The organism is Candidatus Latescibacter sp., from assembly GCA_030692375.1.
Classification (GTDB): domain Bacteria; phylum Latescibacterota; class Latescibacteria; order Latescibacterales; family Latescibacteraceae; genus JAUYCD01.
This window is the reverse complement of sequence record JAUYCD010000233.1, coordinates 1-19,076: the sequence shown is the minus strand read 5'-3', so window position 1 is coordinate 19,076 and position 19,076 is coordinate 1. Positions and strand designations below refer to the sequence as shown.

At 50.9% G+C, this 19,076-nt stretch carries 20 protein-coding genes; 14 read left to right on the top strand and 6 right to left on the bottom strand.

Features of this window, described 5'->3' with window-relative positions; genetic code table 11:
* The 6 genes from cobA to hemL all read left to right on the top strand — a co-directional run.
* On the top strand, positions 1 to 1,332 hold a 1,332-nt coding region (gene cobA / locus Q8O92_14235; protein ID MDP2984473.1), incomplete at its 5' end, for a uroporphyrinogen-III C-methyltransferase.
* A gap of 193 nt (positions 1,333 to 1,525) precedes the next feature.
* The gene (locus Q8O92_14230) at positions 1,526 to 2,710 is read left to right on the top strand and encodes a radical SAM protein (GenBank protein MDP2984472.1); all 1,185 of its coding nucleotides are present in this window, start codon (positions 1,526 to 1,528) and stop codon (positions 2,708 to 2,710) included.
* Positions 2,703 to 3,695: a hypothetical protein gene (locus Q8O92_14225; GenBank protein MDP2984471.1), complete on the top strand. Its 993-nt coding sequence runs from the start codon at positions 2,703 to 2,705 to the stop codon at positions 3,693 to 3,695. Before Q8O92_14230 ends, Q8O92_14225 begins: the two co-directional genes overlap by 8 nt.
* Positions 3,671 to 4,642, top strand: coding sequence for a porphobilinogen synthase (hemB, locus tag Q8O92_14220; protein ID MDP2984470.1), 972 nt, complete (start codon positions 3,671 to 3,673; stop codon positions 4,640 to 4,642). The genes Q8O92_14225 and hemB overlap by 25 nt, the downstream gene beginning before the upstream one ends.
* Positions 4,639 to 5,721 (top strand): radical SAM protein, encoded by a 1,083-nt coding sequence (locus Q8O92_14215; GenBank protein ID MDP2984469.1) that lies wholly within the window; start codon positions 4,639 to 4,641, stop codon positions 5,719 to 5,721. Before hemB ends, Q8O92_14215 begins: the two co-directional genes overlap by 4 nt.
* A gap of 131 nt (positions 5,722 to 5,852) precedes the next feature.
* On the top strand, positions 5,853 to 7,157 hold the full coding sequence (hemL, locus tag Q8O92_14210; GenBank protein ID MDP2984468.1) for a glutamate-1-semialdehyde 2,1-aminomutase: 1,305 nt from the start codon (positions 5,853 to 5,855) through the stop codon (positions 7,155 to 7,157).
* Between the two features lie 188 nt (positions 7,158 to 7,345).
* Here the strand turns inward: hemL and Q8O92_14205 are convergent, their stop codons facing one another.
* The 6 genes from Q8O92_14205 to Q8O92_14180 form a co-directional block, all read right to left on the bottom strand.
* The gene (locus Q8O92_14205) at positions 7,346 to 7,759 is read right to left on the bottom strand and encodes a prepilin-type N-terminal cleavage/methylation domain-containing protein (protein ID MDP2984467.1); all 414 of its coding nucleotides are present in this window, start codon (positions 7,757 to 7,759) and stop codon (positions 7,346 to 7,348) included.
* Positions 7,760 to 8,037: 278 nt separating this feature from the next.
* On the bottom strand, positions 8,038 to 8,481 hold the full coding sequence (locus tag Q8O92_14200; GenBank protein MDP2984466.1) for a prepilin-type N-terminal cleavage/methylation domain-containing protein: 444 nt from the start codon (positions 8,479 to 8,481) through the stop codon (positions 8,038 to 8,040).
* Between the two features lie 322 nt (positions 8,482 to 8,803).
* Positions 8,804 to 10,150: a sigma-54 dependent transcriptional regulator gene (locus tag Q8O92_14195; GenBank protein MDP2984465.1), complete on the bottom strand. Its 1,347-nt coding sequence runs from the start codon at positions 10,148 to 10,150 to the stop codon at positions 8,804 to 8,806.
* On the bottom strand, positions 10,150 to 11,805 hold the full coding sequence (locus Q8O92_14190) for an ATP-binding protein (GenBank protein ID MDP2984464.1): 1,656 nt from the start codon (positions 11,803 to 11,805) through the stop codon (positions 10,150 to 10,152). Before Q8O92_14190 ends, Q8O92_14195 begins: the two co-directional genes overlap by 1 nt.
* Before the next feature lie 21 nt (positions 11,806 to 11,826).
* Positions 11,827 to 12,585, bottom strand: a complete 759-nt coding sequence (locus tag Q8O92_14185; GenBank protein MDP2984463.1) for an RNA methyltransferase — start codon at positions 12,583 to 12,585, stop codon at positions 11,827 to 11,829.
* A gap of 354 nt (positions 12,586 to 12,939) precedes the next feature.
* Positions 12,940 to 13,989: a uroporphyrinogen decarboxylase family protein gene (locus tag Q8O92_14180; GenBank protein ID MDP2984462.1), complete on the bottom strand. Its 1,050-nt coding sequence runs from the start codon at positions 13,987 to 13,989 to the stop codon at positions 12,940 to 12,942.
* Between the two features lie 299 nt (positions 13,990 to 14,288).
* On the opposite strand from Q8O92_14180, the gene Q8O92_14175 reads away from it, so the two are divergent.
* The 8 genes from Q8O92_14175 to Q8O92_14140 form a co-directional block, all read left to right on the top strand.
* A complete protein-coding gene (locus tag Q8O92_14175) occupies positions 14,289 to 14,627 on the top strand; it encodes an L-rhamnose mutarotase (GenBank protein MDP2984461.1) in 339 nt (112 codons plus the stop codon).
* Between the two features lie 244 nt (positions 14,628 to 14,871).
* A complete protein-coding gene (locus tag Q8O92_14170) occupies positions 14,872 to 15,240 on the top strand; it encodes a hypothetical protein (protein ID MDP2984460.1) in 369 nt (122 codons plus the stop codon).
* A 42-nt stretch (positions 15,241 to 15,282) separates the two neighbouring features.
* Positions 15,283 to 15,483, top strand: a complete 201-nt coding sequence (locus tag Q8O92_14165) for a GyrI-like domain-containing protein (protein MDP2984459.1) — start codon at positions 15,283 to 15,285, stop codon at positions 15,481 to 15,483.
* A 30-nt stretch (positions 15,484 to 15,513) separates the two neighbouring features.
* Complete coding sequence (locus Q8O92_14160) at positions 15,514 to 17,115, top strand: sodium/solute symporter (protein MDP2984458.1); 1,602 nt, start codon at positions 15,514 to 15,516, stop codon at positions 17,113 to 17,115.
* A gap of 92 nt (positions 17,116 to 17,207) precedes the next feature.
* The gene (locus Q8O92_14155; GenBank protein MDP2984457.1) at positions 17,208 to 17,873 is read left to right on the top strand and encodes a DUF1080 domain-containing protein; all 666 of its coding nucleotides are present in this window, start codon (positions 17,208 to 17,210) and stop codon (positions 17,871 to 17,873) included.
* A 66-nt stretch (positions 17,874 to 17,939) separates the two neighbouring features.
* Positions 17,940 to 18,293, top strand: a complete 354-nt coding sequence (locus tag Q8O92_14150; protein MDP2984456.1) for a hypothetical protein — start codon at positions 17,940 to 17,942, stop codon at positions 18,291 to 18,293.
* A 78-nt stretch (positions 18,294 to 18,371) separates the two neighbouring features.
* Entirely contained in the window at positions 18,372 to 18,821 is a 450-nt protein-coding gene (locus tag Q8O92_14145; protein MDP2984455.1) for a hypothetical protein, read from the top strand.
* Positions 18,822 to 18,853: 32 nt separating this feature from the next.
* On the top strand, positions 18,854 to 19,076 hold a 223-nt coding region (locus Q8O92_14140; GenBank protein MDP2984454.1), incomplete at its 3' end, for a hypothetical protein.

The window sequence follows — 19,076 nt, the reverse complement described above, 5'->3', positions numbered from 1 at the left end:
TGCCCCCAGGACGAAATCATCACACTTCTTTTGGAATATGGCCGGTGTGACAGCGAAGTTGTGAGGCTCAAGGGCGGCGACCCTTTCCTCTTCGGAAGGGGCGGTGAAGAAGCGGAGAAGCTCAAGGAAGAAGGAATCCCTTTTGAAGTCATTCCGGGTGTTTCGGCTCTGACCGCGGCGACCGCCTATGCCGGGATTCCCCTGACTCACCGCGATCATTCCTCATCGGTTGGGGTGGCTACCGGACATGGCGCCGATGATAAAACCTCCGATCCGGTGGAATGGGAAAAACTGGCCTCCGGGGTTGATACGGTGGTCGTATTCATGGGTGTGGGAAATCTTGAATACATTGCCGGGAGACTGCTGAATGGCGGGAAATCCCCTGAAACCCCGGCAGCATTGATCGAGCGGGGAACCACTCCCGCGCAGAGAGTTGTAACGGGAACCCTTGCTACTATTACTGAAACAGGGCGATGCGAGAAGGTAAAACCCCCTGCGCTCCTGATTGTCGGGGAAACCGTATCGCTTTCCGAAAAGCTTGGCTGGTATCATCCCGGTCCGCTGGCCGGGCTCCGTATCGGGGTTACCCGGCCGCTCATCCAGTCCCGGTCGTTCGCCGAAAGACTTACCTCCCTTGGAGCCGAACCGGTATTCATTCCCACGATAGAAACAGCGGAGAATCTTTCTAGTCCGGAAGTGAAACGGGTGCTTGAAAACCTGGAGTTGTACGATTATATAATTTTTTCCAGCGCGAACGGGGTTACCTCATTCTTTCACGGACTGGAAGCCAAAAACCTGGATGCACGGTCACTCTCCGGCAAAATCGTCGGGGTCATCGGGCCTTCGACCGGAGAAGCTCTCCTCGGACATGGGATCCGCGCAGATATATCTGCCGGAACTTTTGTTGCGGAGGGTCTGCTTGATGAGCTTCTCGCATCGTCAAATGTGGAAGGAATGAGATTCCTCCTGGTGCGTTCCGATATTGGCCGAAGCGTGCTCGCAGATGGATTGCGGAAAGCTGGTGCGCTTGTCGAGGATACGGTGTTCTATTCCACCCGGACAGCCCGGCTTTCACCCTACAGTCTTGAACAGATCAAGAAGAGCGCCCTGGATATGATTACGTTCACCAGTTCATCGACAGTCCATGGTTTTTTCAGCCAGGTTAAACCGGAAGAACTGAATGGGAACGTCTGGATTGCAAGTATAGGGCCGCAGACATCAAAAGCAATTTCCCGGTATGGCAAAATTACGAATGTTGAGGCTGAGGAATACACTACGGAGGGACTGGCAAAGGCGATTCTTTTAAAAAAGCGTCAAAGTGACAAATCCTGATTATTCATAAATTATTATTAACTCAACTGCTTTCTAAACTAACACGTATGATTTCTTAGAAAGGCAGCCCCCTAAATCCCCCGGAGGGGGACTTAAGGAGATAAAAAAACACGGGGGCTGTAGTTTGATATTCATTGCGAGAAATTTTTTTTTCATTCTTTCTCCTTAATTCTTTTAAAAATGGACTATCCCAATGATCGGTATATCGAAACTTTATTGCGGCACCATTGAACCTTCGGATGTTCTGCGCTACGGCCGTCAATCTGCAGAGCTTCCCTCCCACCTGCTCCAGTTTTCGGAGGACAAGCGACCGGTGGTGATCATGAATATAACCCGGCGCTGCAACCTGCGGTGCGTGCACTGTTATGCCGGTTCTAACGGTTATCCGGCGGAAAATGAGCTTTCCACCCCCGAGCTCCTTCAAGTCCTTGACGGTTTGGCTGAGTTTAAATGCCCGGTAGTGCTCTTTTCCGGCGGTGAACCGCTCCTCCATCCCGATATTGTTCTCCTTGCCAGGCATGCTGTGGATAAAGGCATGCGCGCGGTTATTTCTACAAACGGAACGCTCATCACACCCCGCCTGGCCAAAGACCTTGCCACAGTTGGGCTTTCCTATATCGGTACCAGTCTTGACGGCGGCCCGGAAACGCATGACCTATTTCGCGGAGTGACCGGCTCTTTCAAGCGGGCGATAGAAGGTCTCCGGAACGCCCGCGAAGAGGGTATAAAAACCGGCGTTCGTTTCACCATGACGAAAAGAAATGTGGGGGAGATACCCGATGTTTTCGATATCCTGGAACGTGAACATATCCCCCGCATCTGTTTTTACCACCTGGTATATACCGGAAGAGGGGAAAGCCTTCTTGACGAAGCCCTCTCCCATGATGAAACTCGCGCCGTAGTGAACAGCATTATCGACCATACCGTCCATCTGCACCGTAAAGGAAACCCGATTGAAGTACTCACGGTGGATAATCACTGTGACGGCCCCTTCCTGTATCTCCGGCTGCTTAGTGAAAATCCGGGGCGGGCGGCTGAGATTATGGAGCTTCTGAAATTCAACGCCGGAAACAGCTCCGGTCTCGGGGTGGCCGCCATCAGCTGGGATGGTTCGGTGCTTCCTGACCAGTTCTGGCGGAACCGTATACTCGGCAATATCCGGGAACGCCTTTTCAGAGAGATATGGACCGATTCCGGCAATGAATTTCTCATGAAATTAAAAAACAAGAAAAAACATGTGACAGGACGGTGCTCGCAATGTTGTTTTCTCGAGGTCTGCGGCGGAAACCTCCGCGCCCGCGCAGAAGCTGTGACCGGAGATACCTGGGCTTCCGACCCTGCTTGTTACCTAACCGACAGGGAGATAGGAATTGAATAGTTTGTCCCCAAAAATAACTGCGGAGCTGGTTACCCGCATCCAGCATGGTTTTCCCATCACCAACCAGCCATTTCTAACTCTGGCAGAGAAACTGGGATGCACTCAGAGCGAGATCATGAGTAAAATCAAATCCCTCATCCATGATCATACCATCCGCGAATTCGGGCCGGTGTTCGATCCGGTCAGGCTGGGTTATTCCAGCACCCTTGTCGCCGCGAGGGTCGAACCGGAACGGGTGGCTGAGCTATCCGCTTCCCTGCTGGAGATCCATGAGATAACCCATAACTATTATCGCGAGGGGCAGTTCAACGTCTGGTTCACTATCACGGCGCGTTACGGTTCTACCATAGAAACTATCATACGCGGGGTCGAAAAATTTCCCGGTGTTATAAGAGTTCTCGATCTGCCGGCTTCAAAAGTATTCAAGATCAGTACGGTGTTCGGCTCCGAAGTCTCCTTTATGAAACCCCGGTCGGATGCTGCCATCGTTCCCCTCTCCGACAAGGAAAAAAATGTGATCCGGGCGCTGCAGAACGGCCTGCCTATTGTTGAAAGACCGTTCACAGCGGTTGCGGAAGAACTGGGTATGGAAGAGACATATATTTTCGAGCTTATCAATCGCTGGATCGAAAACGGAACGATACGGCGGTTCGGAGCGAGGGTGAATCATCGCCAAATCGGATATGTTTTCAACATACTTGCGGTTTGGGATGGTGAGCAAATCGAACGGTGGGGGGAACAGTTCGCCGAAATGCGTGAAGTAAGTCATTGCTACCTGAGAAAATCCTATCCCGAGTGGCCGTATAAACTCTATACCATGATCCATGCAAAAAATTTGAACGAAATGCAGGAAACCATCCAAGCCATGAAAACCATTGCAGATGGCGCGGATATGGTTGCTCTGAAAACCCTTTATGAATTGAAAAAAGTGAGCATGAAATATTTCGTGGAGAACGAAACATGGAATTCCCCTCAAAAAGAATGAGACGGCTTCGCCGCACCCCCGTTTTTCGTGCGATGGTGCGGGAAACTGCGCTGGCGCCTGATGATTTCATCCTCCCGCTGTTCGTCCGCCCGGGAGAGGGTGTGAAACGCGCAGTAACCTCCATGCCCGGAGTTTGCCAGATGTCTGTCGACACTCTCGTTGAAGAATGCCGGCTGGCAGTAAATGACGGGATTCCTGCCGTTCTCCTTTTCGGAATCCCGGCTTTCAAAGATGCGCTCGGCAGTTCTGCCTGGGATGAGAACGGTATCGTTCCACAGGCGATACGGGCGCTCAAATCGGAGCTGCCAGGCCTGGCAGTCATCACCGATGTCTGCATGTGCGAGTATACGGATCACGGCCACTGCGGAGCGATCAAAGATGGAGAGGTGGACAATGACGCCACCCTTGAGCTTCTGGCCAGAGAAAGCATTGCGCACGCCAGGGCAGGAGCGGATATTATCGCCCCATCGGACATGATGGATTTCCGGGTGGGATATATCCGAAAGGCGCTGGATGGCGCCGGATTTACCCAGGTTCCCATACTGTCTTATGCAGCCAAATTCGCCTCGGGATTTTACGGGCCTTTCCGGGACGCCGCCGAGTCCCCTCCGAAATTCGGAGACCGCCGCTCCTATCAGATGGACCCAGCCAACCGCCGTGAAGCCATGACCGAGATCGCACTCGATATCGAAGAAGGGGCCGACATGGTTATGGTCAAACCCGCTCTCCCCTATCTCGATATCATCAGTGAGGCCCGCCGCCGGTTCGATGTCCCGCTTGCCGCTTACCAGGTGAGCGGAGAATATGCCATGATTCATGCGGCAGCTATGAACGGCTGGCTCGATCTCGAAACGGTCATGATGGAGAGCCTGGTCGCAATCAAACGCGCCGGCGCAGACATGATCATTACCTATTTCGCCCGCAGCGCCGCGAGGATTCTGAAATGAGTGCGCCTCCCCTGCGGCTGGTCGCGTTTGAAATCACCCGAACCTGCACCCTTTCCTGCCGTCACTGCCGCGGCGATTCCCGGAAAGAAGTGTATTCCGATGAGCTCAGCTTTAACGAGATTCAGGCGATTCTTCAGGATATTGCCTCTTTTGCAAAACCCATTATCATCATTACCGGCGGCGAGCCGCTCACCCGTCCGGACGTATATGACATTGCCGCGTATTCTTCCTCGCTCGGATTACGGACGGTGCTTGCCACCTGCGGACATTTCCTGAATGATGAAACGGCGCCGAAGCTCCTCAAAGCCGGTGTTTCCCGGATAAGTATCAGCCTTGACGGGGCTACTGCATCCACTCATGACCGTTTCCGCGGAACGCAGGGAGCTTTCGAAGCGACTCTTGCCGGCATCGCCGCCGCACGACGTCATCATCTCGATTTCCAAATCAACAGTACTCTGACAGTGCTGAACATCGCAGAACTCGAACCGCTCCATGACCTGGCGCTTTCGCTCGGCGCAGTAGGATTTCACCCGTTTCTCCTGGTACCGGTCGGCCGGGGTAAAGAACTGGCAGAAATGGCCATTCCCCCTGAAGAATACGAGAAAACTCTGGTCAGGATAGCCCGCATTGCAGAATCTTCGCCCTTGGAAATCAAACCCACTTGCAGCCCGCATTATACCCGCGTCTGCCGGAAGATGCAAAACTCACCCTCTAAATCAGGTTCTTCCGGACATCGATCAACGATAACCAGAGGCTGCCTGGGCGGTCAGGGATTCGTGTTCATATCCCACCGGGGCGCAGTACAGATTTGTGGATTCCTGGAGATCGAGGCGGGAAACCTTCGTGAAACAGGATATAGTTTGAAAGATATATGGGAATCCGCGCCCCTTTTCAGGGAAATTCGGGATTCCGGCCGTTATCAAGGGAAATGCGGCATCTGCGAGTACTGGAATATCTGCGGAGGGTGCCGCGCCCGCGCCTACTATTCCTCCGGTGATTACCTGGGAGATGAGCCAAATTGCCTTTACCGGCCTTTCATGAAGAAGAGGTTAAACTCACCCCTTGATCCCCTCTCTTAATAAGAGAGGGGTACGGCTAAAGCGTTGGTTATTTTGTTGATAATACGTATTTTAAGAAGCAGACGGTTCTCCCCCTCTATTGCTTGCAAGAGAGGGGGTCAGGGGGTGAGTTAATCTATAAAGAGGGTAATATGAAGAACTACACTATTTCAAAATCCCGCGCCCTCCACGAGCGGGCTTCAAAGATAATTGTCGGCGGAGTGAATTCCCCCGCACGGGCATTCAGGTCTGTGGGAGGCGATCCCCTCTTTGCCGATCATGCCCAGGGCTGCCATCTCTGGGATGCGGACGGAAACCGGTACATCGATTATATCTGTTCATGGGGGCCGCTTATCGCCGGTCATACCCATCCGGAAGTTATCAAAGCGGTCAAACATGCCGCAGCCCGTGGAACCAGTTTCGGCATGTCTACCGAAAGCGAGATTCTCCTGGCCGAAAAAATCCGTACCATGTTGCCCTCCATCGAAATGATCCGCATGGTGAATTCCGGCACCGAGGCGGCAATGAGCGCCATACGCCTTGCCCGCGGATATACGGGGAAAAGAAAAATCATCAAGTTCGCCGGATGCTACCACGGCCACGGGGACAGTTTCCTCATCAAAGCCGGATCGGGCGCAATGACTCTCGGAGTTCCCGACAGCGCGGGAATCACGCCCGGAACCTCCGCTGAAACCCTGGTTGCCGAATTCAACAATGTTTCCCAGGTCGCCGAGCTGATTGCCGCAAACCCAGGTGAGGTTGCAGCGATCATTGTTGAACCCGTGGTCGGAAACATGGGCACAGTTCTCCCGGCGCCGGGATTCCTGGAAGGACTCCGGGACCTGACCATCCGTGAGGGGAACGTTCTCATTTTCGATGAAGTCATGACCGGATTCCGCCTGGCCAGAGGAGGCGCGCAGGAGCTCTACGGCGTTATTCCCGATCTCACCACCCTGGGGAAAATTGTCGGCGGCGGCCTGCCGGTCGGCGCTTACGGCGGCAGGGCGGAGATCATGAGCATGCTCGCCCCTCTCGGTCCGGTTTACCAGGCGGGAACGCTTTCGGGGAATCCCCTCGCCATGTCAGCGGGACTGGCGACCATCTCCCTCATTGATAACGAGCAGACATACGCCGACCTTGAAATTACGGGGAGCAGGCTGGCCAGGTGTCTCCGCAAAGCAGCAGAAGCATCAGGTATGCAGGTTACGGTAAACAGGTGCGGTTCCATGTTTACCCTTTTCTTTAATCCCGGCCCGGTGACCGACTATCCGAGCGCTTCAAGGAGCAATGTATCTCTTTTTGCCCGCTTTTTCCGGGGCATGCTGGAAAGAGGAGTGCTCCTGCCGCCCTCGCAGTTCGAGGCGGCGTTCATTTCCACCGCTCATGATGAGGAGGCTGTCGATGAGACCATCCGGGCAGCGGAGGAAACATTCGAAAGGATGAAAAAGACAGTCTGAACCACTGATTCGCATGATTCATGTGATAAAAGATGATGTAATACTGTCTTTCATCATTATTTATCAGTTTTTATCATTCGCATCAGCGGTTCAGACAATCTTTTATTATGTATATCTTTACGCACTTGAAGAATATCATAAAAAAGGCCGGATTTTTTCCGGCCTTTTTCATACATCGAGGAGAAGGATTACCAGGCGAGAGGATCGCCTGATGCTCCCGCCAAAGCTCCCTTGCGACCGGTAATGGAGAGCGTCAGTCCATCGGTCAAGTCGGCGTCACCGTTTGTATCTACCTTTTCAGTTGCGGTGGCGAGGGTATCAGCAGCAACAAAGCTATACACGAACCGTGCGTTGTCAGGCTGGGCAAAACTGATTTCTGGGCAATTAGCGGTGCTAGCGAAACTGATATAGGCGTTATTTGAAAGATAATAGCCTTGTTCCCCGGTGATAATCTGCCCTAAAACACTCTGGGCTTCGGTTGCTTTCGCTTTGCCGATCAAACCGGTAAATTTCGGAATGGCGATGGCTGCAAGAATGCCGATGATCACAACAACGATCATAAGCTCGACCAGGGTGAATCCTTTTTCACTTCTCCGTAACATGTGAAACCTCCTTGTGAATTTTGTTGTGTGATGGGTTGCTGAGATTTTCTATACAGATCAAAATCTCTTTTTTTGCTTTGTGCTCTACTTTTAACTTTAATAAATTAACGCTAATGTCATGCCAAATCATGTCGTCTTCGGAGATATTGTTTCTAACTCATTGCATCACTGTTTATTACTTTTTGTTTTCCGTCTTGAGCCTCCAATTCTTCCCTCTCTCATTTTCCCATATTGAAACAGACACTCCCATTTTGAAACAGTGAGAGGGACTTAGGGTCTTACCAGGTAAAATTTTCTCCGCTGGAGCCGGGTATCACCCCCTGACTGCCTGTGATGGAGACAGACAACCCATCATCTCCGTCACCATCATTGTTGATATCGTTGGCGGCGCCGTTCTCTTTCCCGTATGCAGTAGTATCGGCTACGACAAAAGAATAGATAAAATGGGTGTTATCCGGCTGATTAAAACCAACCGCCACTGAATTTTCACCATAACCAAATTCCGCATACTGGTCACGGGCATGATAATATGACCTTTCCTTGTTCACAATGTCCCAGAGCATTTGCCGAACTTCGGAAAGCCTGGCCCTTACAATTATGTTGCTGAATTTGGGAATGGCAATCGAGGCCAGGATTCCAATGATTACCACGACGATCATAAGTTCAACCAGGGTAAACCCGTTCTTTTGCTTTCTATCATGACACATTCCGGATTCCGCCATATAATAGTTGATTCCTTTGTGATTATCTCTGAATCAAATTTTGTGCCAAAAAATATAGACCCCCCTTTTAAATACTTCCAAGCCAAAGAAAACTCACCCCTTGATCCCTTCTCTTTTGAAGAGAGGGATACATTCCCCGCTTGGTTTGTTTTTCATGAAGACCGCATGTTTAGAACCTTCAATGAGGTTCCCCTCTCTTGACCAGAAAGGAAGTTCAGGGAGCCGGTTCTCTCCAAAATGAACAGACAGCTATTTCCATTGAAGAAATATTCATCCTTTAAAAATTATTCAAATTGAGACAGCCTGAATCATTTTGAAGCATCTACAAGCCGTATTTCTCGATTTTACGGTCGAGAGTGGAACGACCGATTCCCAGTATTTCCGCAGCCTTCTGTTTCTGACCGTTCTGCTGGGTCAGAATCCAGTGAATGTATGCCTTCTCGATTTCATCCATGGTCGGAGTGAGGGTATTGCCATCGGATACAAGCTGTTTGGGCTGAGGATTCCAGATATGATCGGGAAGGTGATCGATACAGATTTTTCCCGCTGTCGAGAGCGCCACCATTCTTTCGACCACATTTTCCAGCTCACGGATATTACCCGGCCAGGCGTAATTCTTGAGAATCTCGATGATCTGGCTTTCAATGCCGCCCAACAGGATTTTCCCCGATTTATCTTTCACCGAGAGGAAATGCAAAAAGAGTATTTCAATATCCTCTCCCCTCTCCCGCAGGGGAGGAATGTGGATATTGATGACATTGAGACGGTAGTAGAGGTCTTTACGGAAGCTCTGGCGTGCTATGGCTTCCTCGAGGTTTTCGTTCGTGGCCGCGATGAGGCGAATGTCGACCTTGCGGGGTGTATGCCCTCCGACCGGCATAACTTCCTTTTCCTGAATGGCGCGCAGGATTTTCACCTGAATTGAAGGAATGGTGTTCCCCACCTCATCGAGGAAAAATGTGCCGCCGTCGGCCATCTCCATAAGACCGACCTTGTCTTTCACCGCCCCGGTAAATGATCCTCTCACATGCCCGAAAAGCTCGCTTTCCAATAGCTCGCTGGGGATAGCGCCGCAGTTGATGGCGATAAAAGGCCCTTTGGCGCGGGGTGAATTTTCATGGAGCGCCCGAGCGGCCATCTCCTTGCCTGTTCCGCTTTCCCCGGTAATCATGACTGTCGATTCAGTGCATGCAACTTTGCGGATGAGTTCTTTAACAGCGACTATTTCCTTCGATGTCCCGATCATTAAGTCCAGCGCGGGAGTTTTTTCCATGGTCGCTTTGAGAGCCTTGTTCTCCCTAAAAATCTCATCCATCTTGATGGTACGGTTGACATAGTTCATGAGTTCCTGTTTCTTGAACGGCTTTTCGATAAAGAACGATGCGCCAAGGTTGAGTGCTGCGATGGCCTCATCCTTGGTGGCATAAGCTGTCATGATGATGACCGGGGTTTCGGAACGCTCCGAGAGGGCTTCGATCATTCCGATGCCGTCAAGGCCGGGCATTTTTAGATCGGTTATGACCAGATCGAATTTTTTCCGGTCAAATATTTCAATCGCTTTCAGTCCATCATCAGCCGTTTCAACCTCAAAACCTTCTTTCTCGAGCATGATCTGTAAAGTATCTCTCATACTCTGCTCATCATCAACCACAAGAATTCTTTTTGACATTATTCAGCTCCATGCAATGGAATATCCAGGACGATCTCAGTGCCGCCAGTTCCCCTGTTTCTGCCGAATACCCTGCCGTGATTGCTCACCATCATCTTCCGCACCAGGGCAAGACCGAGTCCGGTCCCCTCTTTTTTGGTGGAAAAGAACGGCTCGAACATACTGGTCAGGGCATCTTCTGTAAAACCTCGCCCATTATCGGCGACTATCAGGCGGATATATGTATCGTTAATTTTCCTGTTTTTCTCCAGCCTGATTTCAATGGTTCCATTCCCCTCCATCGCCTCCAGGCTGTTGATGAGAATGTTTATGATGAGTTGTTTCATATGGTCGTGATCAAAGTGAACCACGGGATTCCCGGTAATGGTATTCTCTATGCGAACCTGGCCGGTTTTCCGGGGATCGTTTTCGATAAGGATCATCACCTCCTCGATCACTTTTTTAAGCTCCAGGGGTTGAATATCCGGAGTCTTCAAACGGGCGAATTTCAAAAACTCGGAGCTGATCCTCTGCAGCCGATCAGATTCCTTTTCAATAATATTCAAAAGTCTGGCTGCCTGAGGGTCCCTGGTTTCCATATCTTCGACCAGAAGCTCCACTGCATTGCAAATGGAAGCGAGAGGATTGCGAATCTCGTGAGCGATGGCGGCGGAAAGCTCGCCGATAGCCGCCATTCTATCCGCCTGACGGATCATCTCTATGAGTTTATTCTTTTCGGTAAGGTCTTTGAAATTTACAATGACTCCCCGGCGGCTTCCATCAGTGTCAAAAAGTGGGACAGTGGTCAATCCCAGGTGGATGGGTATACTGTTCCTGTCCAGAATTTCTATTTCCTCTTCCGAGCCGTAAGAGTTATGATCAAGTTCGCGATCCAATATTTTCACCAGCTCAGGAGCGCTTTTATCGAGAACGGAGCGGTAGGTATCGTAAGGAGTCATTCGATCGATCTGCAATATTTTTTCCGCCGCATGATTAAAATACATGACCCTTCCGGACATGTCAAAAGCAATAAGACCGTTAGCCATACTCTGCAGAATGTTGGAGGTATCAAGAGTGGCCTCTCTCAGGAGTTTCAATGCACTGGTCAGCGCTGTATCTTTAACTATAAGCCGCTCGGTATATAAACTGGAAAAAAAACCGACCCCGAGTATGAGGATACTGTACAGGATTGCCTGGAGCATCACACTCTGCCTGGCTGAATCGCTTCCAAACGGCGACCCCAGGAGCGGTCCCCAGAAAAAGAGGTAGGTGATGTAAAAAAACACAGCCTGAATGGAAAAAATTAATGTCACGACCCGACGAAAAAAAAGAGATACGCACATTACCGAAAGAAAATAAAATCCCACGAAAGAAGATTCATACCCGCCGGTATAATGAATGATAACGGTAATAGTAAAAATATCGAAAGCGATCTGGGTAGCAAGCAGAGGCCTGGAAATGCCGGAAATTCTCAGAGTCGACCAATAGAGGAGTGTCAGAATATAGGTGCCGAAAAGCACCACGGCGATAGGGAACTTGTCAATGGCATCATGGGGAAGAATAAGCAAGGCCGCCCCGAGAGTGGCGGTAACAATCGCCGGTCTCAGAATCAGCATCCAGCGAACTACAGAAAGGTCGCTGGCAATGAAGTTTTTTGCGGGCAACGTTCCGGGCATGGAGAGATACTCGCGCTTTCATTAAAATGATTTATTCTTCTCTTCCCATTCGGCTCGTACGCGGCTGGCGTAACGATCAATTTCGCCGCACAGCTTGTGGATGGTCGCTGCATCACGCCGTTCAAGCTTCGTCCGTGAAAAGACCCTCCGCAAGGATTTCATATAGTTATCACCGTCATTCCACTGTTTGAACCCGAGAGTGGATAGAGACCGGTTGAGATGCTCGTAAAGAGCCTCGATTACCTCGGCCGGAGCAAGATCCATCGTTGACGATGCGCCCGGATGCACAGCGGAAAAAATTTCGTAAGACAAAACCATCACTGCCTGGGAAAGGTTGAGCGATGGCTGGGCGCTTGATGAAGGTATAGTCGCCAGTATCTGGCATATCTTGAGTTCTTCGTTTAAAAGTCCCCGGTCTTCACGACCGAAGAGAATGGAAACAGGGCCGGAGAGAGAGCTATCCAGAATCTCCTTTGCCGCCTGTTCCGGGTTCATGTAAGAAGCGGATGTCCTTTTGCGCTGAGTGGTTCCCACAACGAGCACCGAATCCGCCACTGCCGTTTTCAGGTCATCCACTACCAGGGCGCCAGCGAGGATATCCTCACTCCCGTGGGCCATGTACCTTGACTGGGGATGGTTTTTATACCATGGATTCACCAGCACGAGACGGGAAAGTCCCATATTTTTTATGGCGCGGGCCGACGCTCCCACATTCCCCGGAACCTTGGGCTCGACCAGCACGATACGGATATTATCAAAATTGTGTTTTCGTGAAATCATAGCATTGATAAAATAATGAATGCAAAGGATGAATCAAGAGATTAATACCGTAGATTGCGGTATAACAGGAAAAAACAAATACCATAGCTTCTTCAATAAGGTGAAATTATTGAGAAAAAAATGATTAAATCGAATAAGGCTTTTGCAAAAGGCTCATACTTACAGCGGTTTTCAGGAAGGTATCCCAGGAATTATCGGATACGTTGAGGAATTGCCCGGAGCAAACACCCAGGGGAAGACCCTGCTTGAGGTGATGGTTGACTAAACTCCGAATCCGTTCAGGAATCCGCCAATCAGGTATAGCCCGAAGTGAGTTTGAATCTTGAGGGATATGCGCTTAATTTTTCTGCAAAGTTAAAGGAAACACCCGCGTTCACGCTCGATAGCGGTTTCAATAAACGCCACAGCGTTATCGACAGGCACATCATTTTGAATCGATAGCCCGGGCGACAGGATAAATCCTCCCCCGCTGCCTAGTGAATCGCACGTTTCATGAACCTCACGGCGAACCTGGTCGGGCGTTCCGAAAGCGATCGTCCGCTGGCTGCCGTAGCCGCCCCAGATGGTTATATATTCGCCATATTCACGTTTGATCTGATTCACATCAACACACTCAGACTGCAGAGGATTCAGAAGGTCGACGCCGATATCGACAATATCCGGAATAACGGCGTTGATCGCGCCATCGGAATGCAGTGCGAAATGATAACCCCTGTCATGGACAGCATCGCACACCTGCTGAACGCGGGGTTTGATGAATTCCCTCCACAAAAGCGGCGACATGAGCAGATTCTTTTGGGCGCCGTAATCATCGCTGAGCCAGATGCAGTCGAGGTTAAGCTCACGTTGATATAAATCAAGGTTCTTCATGAGCACATCGAGAATCCCGTCAAGCAGATCGTGTACGAATCCGGGATTCACCAAAATGTCAAACAGGAGTTCCTCCATGCCGCGAAGAAAAGTGGCCTGCTCCCAGAGTGCACCGAGTTTCGCGCAACGATATTTATTGCTGCTCCTCTTGGCCTGGTTTTTCATCTGAGAGACTACATCGGGAGGAATCGCCGCCGGAAAGGTGTATCCATCCAGAGACGGCTCGTTGAGAGGATGCGTTTTGACCTGGCCGCGCGTTTCCCCCACCCCCTTCCAGTACACACCCCACTCATCGATATATTCGCCATCCTTCAGAATACCCAACTCTTCCATTCGGCTGTTTGAGAATGTATTGCCAATCCATTCAATCGAATTATCGGCAATCTTTTCGATTCTGTCCACCTGGAACAACTCCGCCAATCTCAAGCTGATTCCCGGTTGAAAAAAAATCACATAGGGAATAAGTCCGGTAGGTTCATGGGCGATGGCAGAGTAAACCAGGTCGCGTTTGGTTGAATCAGAGAAGGCAGGCATACTGGATATTCTCCGTTGCAATTGTGTTCTTTTTTATCAAGGTATGAATATTAGGCTTTTCTTTCATTTCTTACAAATGTTTTTTTCATTAAAAAAGTAATTTTACCCGGAAGGGTTTCCGTCGCTTTTCCGTTTGACTCCGCCTCTTGAGGTGCTTTATTATATGAAACTGTATCCCGATTCCCAGCAACCCGGAGAAATGCGCAGTGAAAAGACCCGTAAGTGGATTCATCACGATAATGATTATCGCTGTCCTTATTTTTGCCCTGCATATGGCATATGGCCAGCCGGGAAGGACGGTGGAGCGTTTCGGTAGCGTTATTGGAGTTCGCCCGGAAAAGGTAGAAGAATACCGACTCCTGCATTCACAGGTCTGGCCGGGTGTTCTCAACCGTCTCCGGGAGTGCAACATCCGCAATTACTCCATTTACCTGAAAGAAATAGAGCCGGGAAAATACTACCTTTTCTCATACTACGAATACACCGGCGCAGATTTTGCCCGGGATGCGGCCGCCCTCGCCGCCGACCCTGAAATCCAGGCATGGTGGAAGCTTACCGATCCCTGCCAGACACCTGTTCCGCTCCGCAAGCCGGGAGAATCCTGGGCGGGGATGGACGAGGTATTTCATACGGAGTGAATCAAGGAAAAGAATGCTGTGCTTTATTCTATTCTGAATATTCATAAAATGGGTTTTCGTTTTGTAAATATCAAAACTACAGCCCCCTAAATCCCCCGAAGGGGGACTTAAATAATTGAAAAACAAAGTGTAACAGATTTTATTTACTAATTATGCCGCATTTACATGTTATTATCTTTAACAAGGTAAGTCCCCCTTTGGGGGATTTAGGGGGCTGCCTTAAAAAGTAGGAGGGTCAGTATCGATGCTGAAAAAGATTATCATCCTCATCGGGATCATTGTTCTTTTCCTGGCTGCTGTAATAGTATTCCTGATGCGAGGGCCGAATTTGTCCCGTTTCGAGTATCTCAGGGAGCCACAGACAAGGGTCATGGAAAATCAGAGAGTGATTGTCGTTGAAGCGAAGGGGGATCCGGAAGCGGTAGGCGGGAAGGCTTTCGGTCTCCTCTTCCGGACTTACTTCAAGATAAAAGGAGCTCCGAAAGGTCCGAACATGCCCGCCCCCCGGGCGCGGTGGCCCCTTACTCTGGATACTCCCAAAGGTGAATGGAAAGGTTTGTACGCCATGCCTGTTTCCCAGGGAACGACTGTTCTGCCAACGGTGAAATCTTAGCCAGGCCTCACAGCACAGCTTGACACCTGGGAATACGGCGCGATGGCGGAAATACTCCACATCGGGCCGTACGACCGTGAGGAGCCGGCCATCACCCGCCTCACTGCTTTCATTAAAGACAAGGGATATTCTATTGTCGGCGACCACGAAGAGGAATATCTTAAAGGTCCCGGTATGTTCTCCAAAGGAAACCCGGAAAAGTACTACACCATTATCCGGTACCGTGTGGAAAAGGCACAGTAAAAACTCAGTACTTGAAGAAAAGGGAAATTTATGCGACTCGCCATCAGCCCGCTCGATCTTCTCATCATTATCGTTTACCTCGTCGGCATCGTCGGCCTGGGCTGCTGGGCGGGCCTGCGGCAGCGCCGTTCCGGAAGCGGCGGAGATTATTTCCTCGCCGGGAACACGCTTACCTGGCCGTTCATCGGCCTGGCCCTGTTCTCAACGAACATCTCCACCATCCACCTGGTAAGCCTTGCGCAGGAAGGATATGTCAACGGCCTGGCCTATGGCAACTTCGAGTGGATGGCCATTTTCACTCTTGTGGCGCTCTCGCTCTTCTTCGCGCCGTTTTACATCCGCGCCCGTGTGGCGACCCTCCCTGATTTCCTGGAGCGGCGCTACAGCCGCGCCTCCCGCGACTGGCTGGCAATCATCTCCATCATCTCCGCCATATTTATCCATATAGGATTCTCGCTCTATACCGGCGCGGTGGTGCTCCGCGGACTCTTCGGCATCGACATCATGTTCAGCATCGTGAGCATCGCCCTCCTAACCGGGCTCTATACGGTCATTGGAGGTCTCCTCGCGGTAGTGCTCACAGAATCCATCCAGACTGTCATCCTCATCGCCGGGGCGGTATGCATCACCGGAATCGGATACCATCAGGTCGGAGGCTGGGAAGGTCTCTCCGCTTCGGTGGACCCGGTCAAGCTCACCATCCTGCGCCCGGCGGGTGACCCATCGGGGCTTCCCTGGTACTCGGTGTTCCTCGGCTACCCGGTCATCGGCCTCTGGTACTGGTGCGCCGACCAGACCATCGTCCAGCGCGTTCTCGGCGCAAAGAATGAGTATCATGCCCGGCTGGGGCCGCTCTTCACCGGCTTCATCAAGATACTGCCCGTGTTCATATTCGTGCTGCCGGGACTTATCGGCCTGGGGCTTATCAACCAGGGAAAACTCCCAGGCGCGCCGTCCGATTCCGCCGACATCTATTCTTTCCTCATCAACAATCTCCTGCCGGTCGGCCTCAAGGGAGTGGTGGCCGCCGCCCTCCTCGCCGCTCTGATGAGCACAGTCTCCGGGGCGCTGAACTCCATCGCCACGCTCTTCAGCTACGACATCTGGCGCCGCTGGCGTCCCGATACCCCGGATCGCCAACTGGTGAAAATCGGCCGTGCGGTGACTGTCATCGCCATGATCGCCGCCATCCTGTGGTCGCCAGCGGTAAGTCATTTCCGGAGCATCTTCCAGGGCGTAGTGGCAATGATCTGCTACCTCGCTCCGCCCATCAGCGCCATCTTCGTCGCCGGAGTTTTCTGGAAGCGCGCCTCCGCCGCCGGCGCCATCATCACCCTCTGGAGCGGATTCGTCCTGGGATTTGCCGTATTTCTCCTTGACTGGTTTAAAGAGTACACCGGCTGGAGCGTGCCCTCCATGATGACCACCTTCTACCTCTTCGTCATCTGCATGGGAATCATGATCGCCGTATCTATCGTTAAACCCCACCGTCACACCCCCGAAAGCGAGGCCCTTGTCTGGGGTAATCCCTTGGACGCCCTGCGCGGCCCATGGCAAGGGCTGACCGACTTCCGCCTTCTCTCGGCGGTGCTCCTGGGAGTGATTGTGACACTGTATGCGGTGTTTTCGTGAGGGGGGTAAATTAGACGGCAGAGCTGGTGCACCGCTTTTGAATGCGCCGTATGTCTATTTTTCCACCCAAAAATCAAAAAGGAGATGATCGTATGAAAAGGGAAATCATCCTGACCAGTTTGTTGGTGGCGGTGTCTGCAACCTTCGCTGCTGCTCAAACACACAATTTCGACAAAGACGAAGTCGGTAAAGCGCCGAAGGGATTTTCCACCGCCTTGACCGGCAAAGGCAAGATCGGCAGTTGGGTGATTATGAAAGACAAGACCTCCCCCAGCCAGCCGAATGTGTTGGCTCAAACAGATATGGACGCTACTGATTACCGCTTTCCTGTGTGCGTTTTTGACAGCTTGATGATAAAGGATGTCGATGTGAGCGTAAAATTCAAGCCGGTGAAAGGTGAAGTCGATCAAGCGGCGGGCATTGTCTGGCGCTATCAAGACAAAGACAATTATTACATCGTTCGCGCCAACGCTCTGGAAAATAACGTCGTGCTTTACAAGGTCGAAAAGGAAAAGAGAACCGATCTTCCGCTCAAAGGTATCGGCCGGACTTATGGGAAGAAAACCAATGTTCCCTCCGGACAATGGAGCACGCTGCGTGTCTTGGCCAAAGCCAATCTCTTTGAGGTTTATTTCAACGGCGCAAAGCTTTTTGAAGTTGAAGACAACACATTCACCGGCGCAGGTAAAGTTGGGCTATGGACTAAAGCAGATTCTTATACGTTGTTTGATGACTTGGTGGCAATTGAGTTGAAATGAGCGAGCACCAATGTCAAGACCATGGGGCTGGTTTTCTATCATAATGACTGACCATAGGAGGAGTATATGGGGAAAAAGATGAAAAATAAAATCGGTAGGGCGAATAAAAATGAGCTGCATCGCTCCTCGTGGCGGTTCGGCCGGTTGGCTCTTATCCTTGTTACTGCCGGGCTAGTTCTGATTGGGATATTCATTATTTATGGCAGTCAGAAGAAACCGATTGAACTTCTTCCCCGAACTGCCGTAAATAGCAAAATCCCCATCAATAAAGTTGACCCGATAAGCGGCGCACCGATCGTGGCCGGTATCACGTCCACTTTCAAAGGATATGTTATAGGACATTGCTGCACCGTGAGCAAGAGGGATTGGGAGATACTAAGCCCGTCACAGAAGGATGCGAAAATCAATGAATTTCTATGATAAATGAGGCAATTGCAGCAAGCACCAGCGTGAAATTATTTTACACATAAATTTAGTGGTTTTATGAGGGGGGTCGTCATGCGAAAGGTAGGTTTTTTAATTGTTCTCTGCCTCTATTCGTGTCAGTTTCTAACATGCCACCGCAAGGATTTCTCCGAAGCGCAGCGGATTGTCGAGCAGATTGTCGCAAGGCATCCGGAGATAGTCCGACTTACCATTCACACAGTTCCTTCGGGGGAAGAGAAGAATAGGATCATTGCCAGCAACATCCATGAGAAGATCGGAAAGTACTCAGACCCCGAGGATATCGAGGTGATGAAGACCAAGAAGATTGTGGTCTTGCGAGAGGGAAGTAACCTCGATGTGACAGCGCTTATCCTGGATAAGGCTGACATGGCCATTGCTGCCGCCGGCGTCACACTCACGTTTCCCGGTAACACGACCGAAGAGGCACTTGTGAAGAAGGCCGGGGAAATTGCCCAAGAACTTACAGCGGCCATTCGAGCGGCAAAACGACCACTCTGGTAATGTGGCAAAACACTATGCAAAAGGAGAATTATATGAAAACAAAGTCAAAACAGGACTTGTCGGTTGTTTTTACACTGATGGTCTCAACAGTTTTGTTTACCGCTTCAGCACTCGCCGCCGGAATGGAATTTCCGGACGGAACCGCAACCCCATCGGAAATGTGCGGGGCATGCCACAAAGCGATCTATAAGGAGTTCGCTTTAGGTTTTGGAGGCGACAGCCAGTACAAGTACATATTTTTAAAATCCGCCAAAG